The following is a 13,987-nucleotide window of genomic DNA, read 5'->3' on the forward strand; positions in this document are numbered from 1 at the left end:
CTAGACACGATAGGGATCGTCCGGCCACGACGGCACCCCGGGCGGCAGATCCTGGCTGACCTTCATCGGGAAGTCGGCCTGCCGCTTGTCCAGGAACGCCGTCACCCCCTCCACCGCGTCGGCCGCGCCGCCCAGCTCCGCCATGAGGCGGGAGTCGGCCGCGTGCGCCTGCCACGGCGAGGACGCCGACAGGCCCGACCACATCAGCCGGCGGATGGCGGCCACGGAGACGCCCGAGGTGTTGTCGGCGATCTCCCCGGCCAGCGCGTACGCCGCCGGCAGCAGCTCGTCCGGCGGGTAGACCCGCGAGACCAGCCGACCCGCCAGCGCCTCGGAGGCGGGGAAGATCCGGCCGGTCGCCGCCCACTCCATGGCCTGGGCGATGCCCACGATCCTGGGCAGGAACCAGCTCGACGCCGCCTCGGTGACGATCCCCCGCCGCGCGAACACGAACCCGAACCTGGCCGTCTCGGAGGCCAGCCGCACGTCCATGGGCAGCGTCATCGTGACGCCGACCCCCACGGCCGGCCCGTTGACGGCGCCGATGACGGGCTTGAGCGAGCGGGCGATCCGCAGCGCGACCGTGCCGCCGCCGTCGCGCGGGGCGCCGTCCACGGTCTCCCCCTTGCCCTCACCCGCGCTTTCACCCACGCGGCCGAACGTGCCGCCCCCGCCGCTGAGATCGGCCCCGGCGCAGAACGCCCGGCCCGCCCCGGTCACCACCACCGCGCGCACGTCGTCATCGGCGTCGGCGAGATCGAAAGCCTCGATCAACTCCCCGCGCATCGTAAAGGTGAAAGCGTTGAGGCGCTCAGGACGCTTCAATGTGACGGTGGCGATGCGATCGGTCACCCCGTACTCGATCTCCGTGAAGGCCATGCCCCGAATCTTATTCGGTTACTGATGTTCACCCTCCGATAAAGACATATTTCGTATCCGATGCATAGGCTGCCGCCTCTATGGGAGCCTGAGGCGACCGCACCCATGCGGTTCACCGCAGGTTCCCGGGTTTGCGCCTATGGTGGAGTTCGCGGGGAAACGGGGAAGGCGTGCGGCAGGCTAAGGAACCAGTGAGCGCCGGTGCGGTCCTCGGGTGGCTGGTGCTGGCGGCACTCGCGCCCGGGGCCGCTCATCTGCGCGCCGGCTGGCGCAGGACCGGGCTCACGCTGATCTCCCTGTACGCCGCCCTGCTGCTGGCCCTGCTCGCCGTCGTCCTCACCAACGACCTCGGCACCCTGGCCGGCTCCGTCACCCAGGACTCCTCGCTCCTGGCCATCCTGACCGGCTCGATCGTCCTGGGAGTGGCCTGGTTCGCGCTGATCGTGCACTCCTTCGTGGTGCTGCGCCCCGGCCGGCTGCCCCAGTCCGGGCAGATCCTCACCGGCACCGCGGCGGGCCTGCTCGCCGTCGTCGTCGTGGTGCCCTTCGGCTACACCGCCCAGCTCGTCCAGACCTCGCGCGAGGCGATCGGCAACATCTTCCAGACCCCCGAGAACGACGGCGAGACCCCCGCACCCGACCCCAAACCCGAGGACCCCTGGTCCGGCCGCGACCGCGTCAACATCCTGCTGCTCGGCGGCGACGCCGACGACAACCGCATCGGCGTCCGCACCGACAGCATGAACCTCGCCAGCATCGACGTGAAGACCGGCAACACCGTCCTGTTCAGCCTGCCCCGCAACCTCGAGGACGTGCGCTTCCGCCCCGGCACCCCGATGGCCCGCCGCTTCCCCAACGGCTTCGACCTGCCCAAGGACGCCAACGGCGGCGCCAGCGACCTGCTCAACAGCGTCTGGGAGTACGCCGACGCCCACCCCGAGATCTTCGGCGGCAAGAAGAACCAGGGCCCCAAGGTCCTCATGGACACGATCGGCTACACCCTCGGCCTGGACGTCGAATGGTACGCCCTGGTCAACATGTGGGGCTTCGCCCGCCTCATCGACGCCATCGGCGGCGTCACCCTCACCGTCGAGCAGGACGTCGTCTTCGGCAAGTACAACGAGGGCCTGGTCAAGGCCGGCACCCGCAAGCTCAAGGGCGCCGACGCCATGTGGTACGCCCGCTCCCGCACCTTCAGCGACGACTACACCCGCATGCGCCGCCAGCGCTGCGTCCTCGGCGCCATCCTCGACCAGGCCGACCCGGCGACCGTGCTGTCCCGCTTCCACCAGATCGCCCTGGCCACCAAAGAGCTGATCAGGACCGACATCCCGCAGACGTGGCTGCAGCACCTGGTGCCGCTGGCGCTGAAGGTCAAGAACGCCGAGGTCACCAGCGTGCAGTTCGTGCCGCCGCTGATCAACACCGGCTATCCCGACTGGGAGAGGATCCGCGAGATCGCGGCGAAGGCGGTCCGCGACTCCTCCCGCGTCCAGGCGCCCGTCGCCGCCTCCGCCACCCCTTCCACCTCGGTCTCCCCTTCGCCGAAGAAGACCAAGAAGCCCGCCAAGGAGACCGGTGACGACCCCACCAAGGGGCTCACCGAAGGGTGTGGCGGCTCGTCCGCCAAGGGTTAGCCCTTTACGTTGTAGATCAGGAACCTCGGCGGATAACCGGTGGATCGCCGCGCCGAGAGGCGTACAGACTGGCCGCATGCGCGAGAACGATCTGCTGACAGCGGCGATGCTCGGCGACAGCGAGGAGGTCAGGCGGCTGCTGGCAGCCGGCGCCACACCGGACACGCCCGGCCCGCTCTACCAGGCGGCCGTGCAGGGGCACGCCGGCATCGTCCGGATGCTGCTGGCGGCCGGCGCCGGCCCCGACCGGGAGAGCGAGGACGACGCTGAAGGGCTGCCCCTGTGCGCCGCCGCCTGCTGGGGCCACCTCGACGTGGTGAACGCCCTCCTCGACGCCGGCGCCGACCCCGACCTGCGGGAGGCGCCCGGCGCCATGACTGCCCTGCACTGGGCGGCGGCGGGCGACCGGCTGGCCGTCACGCGCGCCCTGCTCAGCCGGGGCGCCGACCCCGACCTGCGCGACAGCGCCGGCAACACCGCGCTGTCCCGCGCCGCCGAACGCGGCTCCGCGGCCGTGGTCAGGGCGCTGCTCGACCACGGGGCCACTCCTGAGGCGCGCGCTCTCGACCTCGCCCGGCGGCACGCCGGTCTCGACATCGAGGCGGAGGTTCGGGCGCGGGCCGGGGAGCGCGCTGCGGAGGGGGCGCGGGTCAGCGTGCGGCGGGAGGAGGCGGAAGGGGGCGGCGTGCGGGTCGTGGCCGAGGTGCGCGACGACGCGGGGCGGCTGCGCTCGCAGACGCAGCTGGGCACCGGGCACGCCGAGATCGTCCGCCTGCTGGAGAGCAGGCGGTGAGTGCGCGTGGATCAGCACGTCTCGCGGTAGGCCACGTCCGGGAGGTGATCGGCCCATTCCTGCCGGTCCAGGCCGGTGCCGATGGACGCGCACGCCGTCTCGCGGGGATGGGCGACGACGTCCATGAGCCGGGTCAGGTCCCAGATCGTCGCGCCGTTCCCGCCCGACCTCGTGACGCCGGTGAGCCCGTCCGGGCTGAGTAAGGCCCCACCCCCCTCCGCCATGATCCCGAGCTCCGCCACCACCTTGCGTGGGTGCCGCCGGTCCGAGACCTCCCAGATCGTGAGTCCGGCAGGACCGAGATCGCGCAGGAAGCGGCCGTCCTCACTGAAGGAGAACGTCGGGCCCCACGACGCGTCGTCCAGCCGCGTGCTCCTGATCGGGTGAGCCGGATCCTTCAGGTCGAGCAGCACGTTCTCCACGCCTGCCGCGATCACAGCGGCGTCACCGCCGTCCGGCAGGAAGTGCACCGCCGCGTCCCGTATGACGAGTTTCCGGACGGGGTGGCGGAGGTCGGCGACGTCCCAGAGCTCGGTGCTGACGGACTCACCAAGCGCGTCGCTCCAGCCCAGCAAGAAGCGTCCGCCGTGGACGAGCCCCGCGGGGTGCACCTTGATGACGGAGACAGAACTGGGCGAGCTGGGGTCGGAGATGTCCTGGATCGAGGAGAGCCCCTCCTCCCAGGTCCGCACGACCATGAACCGGTCGTCCGGACTGATGAGGTCGGGCATCTCCGGCAGCTCCGTGATCCGGCGGGGGAAGGCCGGGTCGGTGACATCCCACAAGGCCCCCTGCCCCGATTCGCTGAGCTCACCAGCCATCAGCCGCCCCGACGGGCTGACCGTGGCCGTCCTCACGCCCTCGATCACGGAGATCCTGCGTGGCGGGCCGGTCCCGCCGATGTCCCAGAGGAACACGTCGTGGCGCAGGCCGGCGTCCGGCCCGTGCACGGCGTAAAGGACCCGTGCGTTCCCCGCGACGCGCAGGCCGATGAGATTCTGCACGGCCGGACCGGAAAGAGGGCGCGGCCGGCCGACGCGTCCGACGTCCCAGAGCTCGACCTCATCAGCGGTCACGATGGCCAGCCGGTCCCCGCCCGCCTCGAAGGCGGCGTAGCGCAGACCCACGCCCCTCCTGAGCGTGACGACTTGCTGGGGCGAAGCAGGAACCGACAGATTCCACAGGATGACGTTGCCGCGCGCATCCGCGGTGACGGCGAGTCGGCCGTCCTCCTGGACGGCAACCTCATGGATACCCGGATCAGGGCTTTCAAGCTCCGCCACCCGGCGCGGCGCGGCCCGGCCCGACAGGTCCCACACTCCCGCGAGGAAGTCGGAAAGGACCATGGTCCCGGTCCGGCTGATCGCGAACGTGACGTCGTCGCACGCCACTTCACCCGAGGTGCCCACCTCCCGCAGCGTGGACCTCCGTGTCATCGTGAGGAGCCCCAGCCACCCGCCCTGCTCACAGGCGACCACGAAGCGCCCGTCGGCGCTTGCCCCGACGCGGGCCCAGCCGTCGCCGTCGCCCAATCGGTGAACGTGCCGGGGGCGGGACAGGTCGGCCACGTCCCAGACGGTGACGACCTGCTCGGCGCCTTCTCCCGCGCGCCTCGTGCCTCCCGTGACGAGTCTTCCGGCGGCGAAGGCCAGCGAGTGCACGCTCTCGAAGCCGCTGGACGGGGGCTCGACCACGTTGAGCAGCCGCGGCCTCGACGGATCCCTCGTGTCGAAGAGCGCGGGTGTCCTCCCCTGTCCGCCCACCGCCAAGAGAGTCCCGTCCGGGCTGAGCGCCAGGGCGTTCGGCTCCCCCACCCCCGCACTCACCTCTGCGATCTTGACCGGCGAGCCTCCCCGCGACAGGTCCCAGAGCGATACGACCCCGCCCATGTCCGCCACCACGACGACTGCCGTACCGGGGATGATCGCCGGCCGGCCCCTGATCTCCCTGCCCGGGGCGAACGAACCGGCGTAGAGGTTCGCGGTGATGACGGCGGTCGCCTCTCCCGCCGTACCGGGATCATCCGTAACGCTCATCGCCGCCACGCTCAGCCGCAGCGCGGTCCTAGGATCCGTCTTGGCCACCTCCCTTGCCTGCGCCACCAGATCCCGTCCCGCCGTGGTGGCTCGATGCTCCGCCGCCACCCGCCACTGCTGCACCGCTCCCACCGCGGCCACCAGCGCCACCATCAGGAGCCCGGCGAGCAGCCCCACCATGGCCCGCCGCCGGCGGACGGCCTGCCGGTCTCGCTGGGCGCTGGCCGCCAGGAACTCGCGGGCTTCATCCGGCAGGGAGTCACCCGCCGCGCCCGTGGTGCTCTGGGCCGCCACCAAGCGGGTGTCCCGATACAGGAACGCCGGGTCCCTGTCGTGCCGGAGCCACTCGGCCGCGTCCTCGACGAGCTGCTGCAGCACCAGCAGGCCCGCCCGGTCGGCCTCGATCCAGGCGCGTAGCCGCGGCCACGCCCTGATCAGCGCCTCGTGGGTGATCTGGACGGCCTCCTCGTCCACGCTCACCAGCCGCGCCGCGACGAACCGGTCCAGCACCCGCCTGGCCACCTCGTGCCGCTCGGTGCCGGGCGCCGGCAGGAGCTGGGGGATCGGGACGCGGCGCCGGGTGTCCTCCGTGCCATCGCCGAGGCGGACCAGGCGCGGCAGGAGGCGGCGGGCGGCCTGGCGGCCCCGCAGGTCGAGGTGCTCGAGAGTGGAGTCGGCGGTCTTCGCGAGCGAGCGGCTGATGCCGCCCGTGGCGCGGTAGCCGACCAGGGTGAGCCGATCGCCCTCGCGGTGCTGCCAGGTGGCGAGCAGGGCGTGGGACAGCAGCGGCAAGACCGAGCCGCCCGCCGTGCCGAGTTCCTCCAGGAGCAGCTCCACCAAGCCGTCCTCGATCTGCAGGCCGGTCAGTCTGGCCGGGCCTTCGATCACCTCCCGCAGGTGGACCGGTGCCATGGGACCGACCACGAGCGGGTGTTCCAGGGCGGTGAGCAGCTCGGGATGGGCGGAGCAGTGGCCGAAGAAGTCGGCGCGCACGCCGAGGACGACCACGACGGGTGCCGTTCCGGCGGGCTCACCGCAGGCGGCGGCGAGCGCCCTGATGAACGTCTCACGCTCCCGCTCGTCCCGGCAGGCCGTGAACACCTCCTCGAACTGGTCCACGATGAGCACCGCCCGGCCCGGCCCCCCGGCGAGCACCTGACGCAGGTGGGTGGGGTCCGCCTCGATGGCGGCCCGCAGCCCCGCCGCGTCCGTCTCCGGGACGGTGCTCGAAAGCGGGGCGAAGCGGGACGCCAGCGCGGACACCGGGTCGGAGCCCGGCACGAGGACGACGAAGCGGGTGCCGCTCATGGCCGGGATGAGGCCGGCACGCAGGAGCGAGGACTTCCCCACACCGGAAGGCCCGGTCACGATCAGCGGCCCCGGCCGGTCGAGCTGCTCGGTCACGCGGTCGGCCAGTGTTCCGGTCAGGCCGGCCCGGCCGAAGAAGTAGGCCGAGTCCTCCACCCCGAACGCGGCCAGCCCCCGGTACGGGCTGAACTCCCCCGCCCGCCCGCGCCCCCGCTGCCGCCAGGCGGCGTTGACGGCGAGCGGGGCATGACCGCCCCGGTCGGCGGCCTGGCGGCGGGGCTCCGGCAGGCCGCGTTCCGTCAGGGTCCTGGCCAGCGAGCGGTGCACGTCGTCGAGCGTCAGCAGGCGCGGGGCCAGCGGATCCCCGGCGGTGAGCAGCTCGATGAGCGCGCCGGTGAACGCGGTGTGCCGCTCCTGCGGCGGCGCCCAGGCGGCCTCGTCCCTGCCGGAGGCGGCCAGCACGTACGTGCCGTGACGTACGGACTCGAACACCTCTCCCACGGCGGCCCTGGAGGCGAGCCCGGCCCGGCCGGAGAAGCAGCAGTCCAGCACCAGCAGCACGAGCGCGGCCCGGCTGCCGGCCAGAATGTCGCGCACCTCCCCGTACGGCAGCGCCTGGTGCCCCGCGATCCCCTTGCCCAGATCGACCGTGGCCCTGGTGGCCAGGTGCAGCTCGCCCTTGACGCTGAGCAGGCCGTGACCCGCGTAGTGGACGACGAGCACCTCGCTCGCCTCCTCGGCCGCCGCTACCAGGGCCGCCCCGAGCTCGCGCGGGTCGGCGGGGTCCTGGAGCACGGTCAGGTGGGCCGGGTCGAGGCCCGCGCACTCGGTCAGGCAGCGGCCCAGATCGGTGAGCGTGCCGGCGATCGACGGCACCTCCGGCAGGCGCGAGCCCGGGGCATGGCTGCCGGAGCCGGCGAGCAGCACGCGTACGCCTGGCCCTTCGAGCAGGAGCGAGTCCACCTCCGGCACTCCTTCACGGCCGCCCGCCGTCCTGATCGGGAGTCCTATCGTGGCACCGGCCAAGCATGTCGCGGTATGCCCGATCCGGCATGGTCTGGCCACCCGGCTGGAGCGTAAAGAACGCGCCTCGCCACTGTGGCGTACCCGGCTCGCGCCCGGCGGCTCATGGTCTCCTGGGCGGAGTCCCGTCACTCAGGAGGTCCGAACATGCGCCACCGCGCCCACCTACTGCTGGCCACCGCCGCCCTGGCCGCCGCCCTCGCACCGGTCGTGGTCACCGACCGCCCCACGCCTCCCGGCCTGATCCGCGGCACGCAGAGCGTCCGGCACGCGCTGATGGAGGCGGGCCAGCACTTCTACCGCCTGTCCGACATCATCGGCGGCATCAACTGGCACCACCAGCTCACGCTCTAGAAGCTACGAACGAAACGACTCCTTGGACAGGCGCCGCACCCGCGCCTCGTCGATGTCGTGCCCGAGCCCCGACTGGGTCAGCGGCACCGCGATGACCCCGGCGTTGGCCCCCACGATCGGGGTGACGATCTGGTTCTGGCGGGGCGGCTGCGTGACGTCGCACGGCAGCGTGCAGCCCGGCAGGCTGGCCACCGCGACCGTGGCGGCCCTGGCCAGGCCCGCTCCCTGGCCGCCGGTGCACTGGATGTCCCAGCCCGCCGCGGCGGCCTTGTCGTGGGCGCGCCTGACCTCCGACAGCGACGGGAACGCGGCCGGGCGCAGCAGCAGCACCCGCGCCGCCCGTACGGTCAGGTAGTCGTCGAGCTCGGCGGCGGAGCCGGCCTCGACCGCGACCGAGGCGGTCACCTGGTCCTGGAGCGAGGCGTGGGCGTAGACGTCGGTGATGGCGAAGGGCCGCTCGATGACCTCCAGGCCGTAGGAGTCGAGCGCGACGAGCTGGCCGAGGTCGGTGTAGGCGTTGCCGCAGTCGACGGCCAGGGTCAGCGCGGGGTAGGCCTGCCGCACCGCGCGTACGGGCTCGACGTCCCAGCCCGGCCTGACGTCCAGCGTGACGTGCCCGTAGCCGGCGCAGACCTGCTGGTTGACGCGGGACACGAGGCTCTCGACGGACGGGTCCGGCGCCAGCCGTACGGTGGCCATGAGCGAGGTGCGGGTGCCGCCGATCGCCTCGGCGAGCGGCACCCCGCGCATCCTGGTCCACAGGTCCCAGCAGGCCATGTCCACGGCGGAGTCGCCGCCGGTCACCGTGTCGGGATGCTCCCAGTCCACTCCGACGAGCTGGGCCGCCAGCGACTCCTCCAGCCTCGACCAGGTCTTCGCCGCGGGGGCGGTCGCCTCGCCCCACCCGGTCATGCCCCCATGGTCGGTGAGCTTCACGAGCAAGGTCTCCGACCTCCTGCCGTACGGCAGGACCAGCCGGAAGACCTCGAGCTCCCGCACTCGCGGCATGTACCCCCCTTATGACGCGGTCCCCTCCATAGTGCCCGCTGCCCGGGAGTGAACGAAACGCGGGGCCAGCACGGCGCCCAGAAGGGCGAGGCCGACGGTGAAGACGAGCCCGACCGCGTAGTTCTGCGCGGCGGCGGTGAACAGGGCGCCGCTGACCGCCACGGCCACCACGGTGAACACCGACTCGCCCACGCCCACGGCCGCGCTGTTGTTGCCCTCCTCGCCCTCCTTCGACATCTCCAGCACCAGCACCGACACGGTCGGGTGCAGCACGCCGATGCCGAGCCCGACGGCGGCCATGCCCAGGTGCGCGAGCACGAGCGGCACTGAGTCGATCAGGACGAGCGTCACCAGCGAGATGCCGGCCGCGATCAGCAGCGCGCCGCCGCGCAGGGCCGCCATGTTGCCGATCATGCCGCGGCCCTTGATCCAGGAGCCGGTGGACCAGCCGAGGGCGCCGATGGTGAGCACGATGCCGGCCGCGGTGACGCTCAGGCCGCGCTCGTACTTGAGCATGAGGGGGATGAGCACCTCGGCCGCCGTGTACGAGCCGAAGGCCAGCCCGCGCAGCAGCGGGCCGGTCGGCAGGCCGCGGGCGGCCCGCATGGAGCCCGGCAGCAGCAGCTTGGGCAGCGCCACGGCCAGCAGCACGATGCCGGCGGCGAGCAGGGGCAGGCCGGCCAGCTTGAGGGCGCTGCCGTACTGGATGAGGGCGGCGGCGACGGCGGTCAGCGCGGCGTAGATCAGCTTGCGGCCGAGGCCGGGGGCGGGCCCGGCGACGCCGTCCTGGACGGCCCGGCCGGCGGTCCCGCGCCAGAGCAGCAGCGCCGACGGGACGACGATCACCGTGACGCCGAGGAAGATCCAGCGCCAGTCGAAACTCTCCGCGATGAAGCCGGCGATGGCCGGGCCGATCATCGAGGGCACCACCCAGGCGGCCGAGAACGCGGCGAACACCCGGGGATGCATCGCCGGCGGGTAGGCCCTGGCGACCAGCACGTACAGCGCCACCTGGGTCGCCCCGGTCCCCAGCCCCTGCACGAACCGGCCCGCCACGAACACCTCCATGGTCGGCGCCAGCCCGGCCAGCAGCAGCCCCGCCACGAACGTCACCACGCCGGCCCCGATCGGCTGGAGCGGCCCCCGCACGTCGCTCCACCGGCCGCCCAGCACGGTCGCGATCACGCTGGCCGCCAGGGTGGCGCTGAAGGCCAGGTTGTACAGGTGCATGCCGTCGAGCTCGCGGGCGATCAGCGGCATGGCCGTGGCCACCGCCATCGCCTCGAACGCCTGCAACGTGACCAGCGCCACCAGCCCGATGCTGAGCGCGCGGTACTGCGGCGAGATCACGCTCGCCGGGGTCTCCACGGGTCCTTCAACAGTCGTCGTCATACCGGCAAACTATGCCGGAGCCCCTGGTCAGCACATCGGGCGCGGGTCCTAGGCAATTGGGCCTAAGGCGGACCGGTCAGAGCTTGGGCATGCGTGCCTCGATGCCGTCCAGCAGCAGCTCGAGCCCGTACGCGAAGCGGTCCTCGCCGTCGTCGGCGGTCAGGTCGTCCACGTGCTCGCGCAGGTGCGGGAACCGCTCGCCCGGCAGCGCCCGGTAGTAGGCGGTGATCTGCGCGACGAACGACTGGAAATACTCCTCCGGGCCGCTCATGCCGGACGCCCGCATCCTGGCCCAGTGCACCGAGCCCTCGTAGGCGTCGCCGACGAGGTAGAGCGTGAGCCGGTCCATCACCAGGGACGCCTGCCTCGGCGACATGCCGGCGTCGATCAGCAGCCCGTACGTGAACTCGCCCATGCGCAGCGAGTGCTCGCCCGTCGGGATGGTGGCCAGCGCCGCCCTGGCCACGTCGGGGTGCTCGCGGAAGACGCGGTGGATCTCCAGGGCGTACGCCCGCAGTTGCTGCTTCCAGCGGGACGGATCGGGCTCCGGCAGCCGCACCTCGCTGAGCACCCGGTCGTAGATCAGCTCCAGCAGCTCCTCCTTGCCGGACACGTGCGCGTACAGCGAGGCGGGGCCGGTGTCGAGCTCCTGGGCCACCCGTCTCATGCTCAGCGCGTCGAACCCCTCGGCGTCGAGCACGCGCAGCCCGGTCTCGACGATGAGCTCCTGGCTGAGCTGCCGCTTGACCTGGGCGGGGCGGCGCGGCTTGCGCCACGGGGGCGCCGGCACGGCACTGGGTTCGTTGGCCATACGAACACTGTACTTGACACGAACGCCGTTCGTTAATAAAACGGTGTTCGTTGACGAACGCCGTTCGTTGACTAGAACACCGTTTGAAGGAGTTGTCATGACAGTCACCGCCACCTCGGCGACGACCGAGGCGGGGCCGTTCCGGTGGCGCTGGGTCGCGTTGTTCGTGATCCTCGCCGCCGAGGTCATGGACCTGCTGGACGCCCTCGTCACCGCGATCGCCGCCCCCACCATCCAGGCGGAGCTGGGCGGCTCGGAGAGCCTCGTGCAGTGGCTCGGCGCGAGCTACACCCTGGCCATGGCCGTCGGCCTGATCACCGGCGGGCGGCTCGGCGACCTGTTCGGCAAGAAGCGCATGTTCGTGATCGGCGCCGCCGGCTTCACCGTCGCCTCACTGCTGTGCGGCATCGCCGTCAGCCCCGAGATGCTGGTCGCGGGCCGGGCCGTGCAGGGCCTGTTCGGGGCCGTGATGCTGCCGCAGGGGCTGGGGCTGATCAGGGAGATGTTCCCGCCGGAGGAGATGGGCAAGGCGTTCGGCATGTTCGGGCCGGTCATGACCATCTCCTCCGTCGGCGGCCCCGTGCTGGCGGGCTGGCTGGTGGACGCCGACTTCTTCGGCACCGGCTGGCGCATGATCTTCCTGATCAACCTGCCGATCGGGCTGGCCGCCGTGCTCGCCGCGCTGCGCTTCCTGCCCGAGTTCCGCCTGTCCGGCGCCACCCGGCTCGACCTGCCCGGCGTCGGGCTGGTCTCGGTCGCCGCCTTCCTGCTGATCTTCCCGCTCATCCAGGGCCGCGAGGCGGGCTGGCCGGCCTGGACGTTCGTGTCGATGGCCGCCTCGGTCGTGCTGTTCGCCCTCTTCGGCCGGTACGAGTCGCGCCGCGCCAGGTCGGGCCGGGACCCCCTGGTCACGCCCAGCCTGTTCCGCAAGCGCGGCTTCGTCGGCGGGCTCGTCGCCGGCCTGGCCTTCTTCGCCGGCCTGACCGGCTTCGGCGTCGTCTTCAGCTTCTACACCCAGGCCGGGCTCGGCTTCACGCCGCTCCAGGCCGGCCTGACCGCGCTGCCGCAGGCCCTCGGCGGCGTCGTCGGCTTCGGCCTGGCGATGGCCGGCCTCCAGGAGAGGCTCGGCCGCGGCCTCATGCAGATCGGCATCCTCGTGATGGCCGCCGGGGCCGGGGTGCTGGCCGTGACCATCCACGTGTCCGGCGTGGACGTCAGCGCCTGGCAGCTCTCCCCCGGCCTGGCCCTCGTGGGCGTCGGGATGGGGCTGACCATGGCGCCGTTCTTCGACATCGTGCTGGCCGGGGTCGAGCCGCACGAGACCGGCTCCGCCTCCGGCACCCTCACCGGCGTCCAGCAGCTCGGCGGCGCCTTCGGCACCGCCGTCCTCGGCACGCTCTTCTTCGGCCTGCTCGCCGATCAGGGGGAGTTCGGGGCGTCGATGGAGGTCACGGTGTGGGTGGAGGTCGGGTTGCTGGTGCTCACGTTCGGCCTGTCGTACCTGCTGCCGCGCCGCGCCCGCCCCGGGCAGCAGCCGCACGGCGCGTGACCCGCGGGTCAGGTCGCCAGGTGCCGCTCCGCCCACTGGGCGACGTCACGGCGCTCGATCGCGGCCGCCATCAGGTCGGGGAAGGCGTCGGGCGTGCACGCGAACGCGGGCACGCCCATCGCGGCCAGCGCGGCGGCGTTCTCGTGGTCGTAGAACGGGGCGCCCTCGTCGGACAGCGCGAGCAGCACGATCACCTGCACCCCTGCCTGCGTCATCGAGGCCACCCTGCGCAGCATCTCCTGCCTGATCCCGCCCTCGTACAGGTCGCTGATCAGCACGAAGATCGAGTCGGTGGGGCGGGTGATGAGCCCTTGGCAGTAGGCGACGGCCCGGTTGATGTCGGTGCCGCCGCCGAGCTGGGTGCCGAACAGCACCTCCACCGGGTCGTGCAGCTGGTCGGTGAGGTCCACCACCGCCGTGTCGAACACGACGAGCGACGTCCTGAGCGACCGCATCGACGCCAGCACCGCCGCGAACACGCTCGAATACACCACCGAGGCGGCCATCGACCCGCTCTGGTCGACGCACAGCAGCACCTCCCGCTGCACCGACCGCTGCCTGCGCGCGTAGCCGACCAGGCGGGACGGGACCACGGTGTTCCTGTCGGGCAGGTAGTTCTTCAGGTTCACCCGGATCGTGCGGTCCCAGTCGATGTCGGCCACCCGCTTGGGCCGGTGCGTCCTGGCCGAGCGGTCCAGCGCGCCGGACACCGCCGCCCTGGTCTTCTGCGCCAGCCTGCGCTCCAGCTCCCGCACCACGTGCCGCACCAGCGCCCTGGCCGACTCGCGGGCCTGGTCGGGCATCACCTTGTTGAGCGCGAGCAGGGTGCCGGCCAGGTGCACGTCGGGCTCGACCGCCTCGAGCATCTCGGGCTCCAGGAGGAGCCTGGTGAGGTTCAGCTTCTCGATCGCGTCCTTCTGCATGACCTGGACGACCGTGGACGGGAAGTACGTGCGGATGTCGCCCAGCCATCTGGCCACCCGGGGCGCCGACGCTCCGAGGCCGCCCTGCCTGCGGTCGCCGTCGCCGCCCTCGTCGTAGACGGCGGCCAGGGCGGCGTCCATGCGGGCGTCCACGCCCTCCAGGCCGCAGCCGGTGCCGTCGGCGGAACCGCCGCCGAGCACCAGCCGCCATCGCCGCAACCGCTCATCCGCCGCACTCATCGCGGCCCCTTCCTCTCCTCCGCTGGTCGCCGGC

10 protein-coding genes are annotated in these 13,987 nt (G+C 72.3%); 4 read left to right on the forward strand and 6 right to left on the reverse strand.

Annotation, left to right across the window (positions count from 1 at the left end):
- Complete coding sequence (locus LCN96_RS40200; RefSeq protein ID WP_225267644.1) at positions 1-879, reverse strand: enoyl-CoA hydratase-related protein; 879 nt, start codon at positions 877-879, stop codon at positions 1-3.
- Positions 880-1,070: 191 nt separating this feature from the next.
- Between LCN96_RS40200 and LCN96_RS40205 the strand changes: the two genes are divergently transcribed.
- A complete protein-coding gene (locus LCN96_RS40205) occupies positions 1,071-2,516 on the forward strand; it encodes an LCP family protein (RefSeq protein ID WP_225267645.1) in 1,446 nt (481 codons plus the stop codon).
- A gap of 76 nt (positions 2,517-2,592) precedes the next feature.
- Positions 2,593-3,309 carry an ankyrin repeat domain-containing protein gene (locus LCN96_RS40210; RefSeq protein ID WP_225267646.1) on the forward strand — a complete coding sequence of 239 codons (717 nt, stop codon included), beginning with the start codon at positions 2,593-2,595 and terminating at the stop codon, positions 3,307-3,309.
- Between the two features lie 11 nt (positions 3,310-3,320).
- Here LCN96_RS40210 and LCN96_RS40215 read toward each other — a convergent pair whose 3' ends face one another.
- A complete protein-coding gene (locus tag LCN96_RS40215) occupies positions 3,321-7,616 on the reverse strand; it encodes a caspase, EACC1-associated type (RefSeq protein ID WP_225267647.1) in 4,296 nt (1,431 codons plus the stop codon).
- 207 nt (positions 7,617-7,823) lie between these two features.
- Between LCN96_RS40215 and LCN96_RS40220 the strand changes: the two genes are divergently transcribed.
- Positions 7,824-8,030 carry a hypothetical protein gene (locus tag LCN96_RS40220; RefSeq protein WP_225267648.1) on the forward strand — a complete coding sequence of 69 codons (207 nt, stop codon included), beginning with the start codon at positions 7,824-7,826 and terminating at the stop codon, positions 8,028-8,030.
- A 3-nt stretch (positions 8,031-8,033) separates the two neighbouring features.
- Here LCN96_RS40220 and LCN96_RS40225 read toward each other — a convergent pair whose 3' ends face one another.
- From LCN96_RS40225 to LCN96_RS40235, 3 genes are all read right to left on the reverse strand, one after another.
- Entirely contained in the window at positions 8,034-9,038 is a 1,005-nt protein-coding gene (locus tag LCN96_RS40225; protein WP_225267649.1) for an enolase C-terminal domain-like protein, read from the reverse strand.
- Between the two features lie 9 nt (positions 9,039-9,047).
- Positions 9,048-10,430 (reverse strand): MFS transporter, encoded by a 1,383-nt coding sequence (locus LCN96_RS40230; RefSeq protein ID WP_225267650.1) that lies wholly within the window; start codon positions 10,428-10,430, stop codon positions 9,048-9,050.
- A 76-nt stretch (positions 10,431-10,506) separates the two neighbouring features.
- Positions 10,507-11,241: a TetR/AcrR family transcriptional regulator gene (locus tag LCN96_RS40235; protein ID WP_225267651.1), complete on the reverse strand. Its 735-nt coding sequence runs from the start codon at positions 11,239-11,241 to the stop codon at positions 10,507-10,509.
- Positions 11,242-11,338: 97 nt separating this feature from the next.
- Between LCN96_RS40235 and LCN96_RS40240 the strand changes: the two genes are divergently transcribed.
- Complete coding sequence (locus LCN96_RS40240) at positions 11,339-12,790, forward strand: DHA2 family efflux MFS transporter permease subunit (protein WP_225267652.1); 1,452 nt, start codon at positions 11,339-11,341, stop codon at positions 12,788-12,790.
- Positions 12,791-12,798: 8 nt separating this feature from the next.
- Here the strand turns inward: LCN96_RS40240 and LCN96_RS40245 are convergent, their stop codons facing one another.
- Positions 12,799-13,953 carry a VWA domain-containing protein gene (locus LCN96_RS40245; RefSeq protein WP_225267653.1) on the reverse strand — a complete coding sequence of 385 codons (1,155 nt, stop codon included), beginning with the start codon at positions 13,951-13,953 and terminating at the stop codon, positions 12,799-12,801.
- Positions 13,954-13,987: the final 34 nt, after the last annotated feature.

This window comes from Nonomuraea gerenzanensis (assembly GCF_020215645.1).
GTDB classification, from domain to species: Bacteria; Actinomycetota; Actinomycetes; order Streptosporangiales; family Streptosporangiaceae; genus Nonomuraea; species Nonomuraea gerenzanensis.

What these genes read in the sequence shown, in the direction of transcription:
- LCN96_RS40220 (WP_225267648.1), top strand. Translation starts at nt 7,824, where the DNA reads ATGCGCCACCGCGCCCACCTACTGCTGGCCACCGCCGCCCTGGCCGCC.
- LCN96_RS40230 (WP_225267650.1), bottom strand. Translation starts at nt 10,430, where the DNA reads ATGACGACGACTGTTGAAGGACCCGTGGAGACCCCGGCGAGCGTGATC.
- LCN96_RS40235 (WP_225267651.1), bottom strand. Translation starts at nt 11,241, where the DNA reads ATGGCCAACGAACCCAGTGCCGTGCCGGCGCCCCCGTGGCGCAAGCCG.
- LCN96_RS40240 (WP_225267652.1), top strand. Translation starts at nt 11,339, where the DNA reads ATGACAGTCACCGCCACCTCGGCGACGACCGAGGCGGGGCCGTTCCGG.
- LCN96_RS40200 (WP_225267644.1), bottom strand. Translation starts at nt 879, where the DNA reads ATGGCCTTCACGGAGATCGAGTACGGGGTGACCGATCGCATCGCCACC.
- LCN96_RS40210 (WP_225267646.1), top strand. Translation starts at nt 2,593, where the DNA reads ATGCGCGAGAACGATCTGCTGACAGCGGCGATGCTCGGCGACAGCGAG.
- LCN96_RS40245 (WP_225267653.1), bottom strand. Translation starts at nt 13,953, where the DNA reads ATGAGTGCGGCGGATGAGCGGTTGCGGCGATGGCGGCTGGTGCTCGGC.
- LCN96_RS40225 (WP_225267649.1), bottom strand. Translation starts at nt 9,038, where the DNA reads ATGCCGCGAGTGCGGGAGCTCGAGGTCTTCCGGCTGGTCCTGCCGTAC.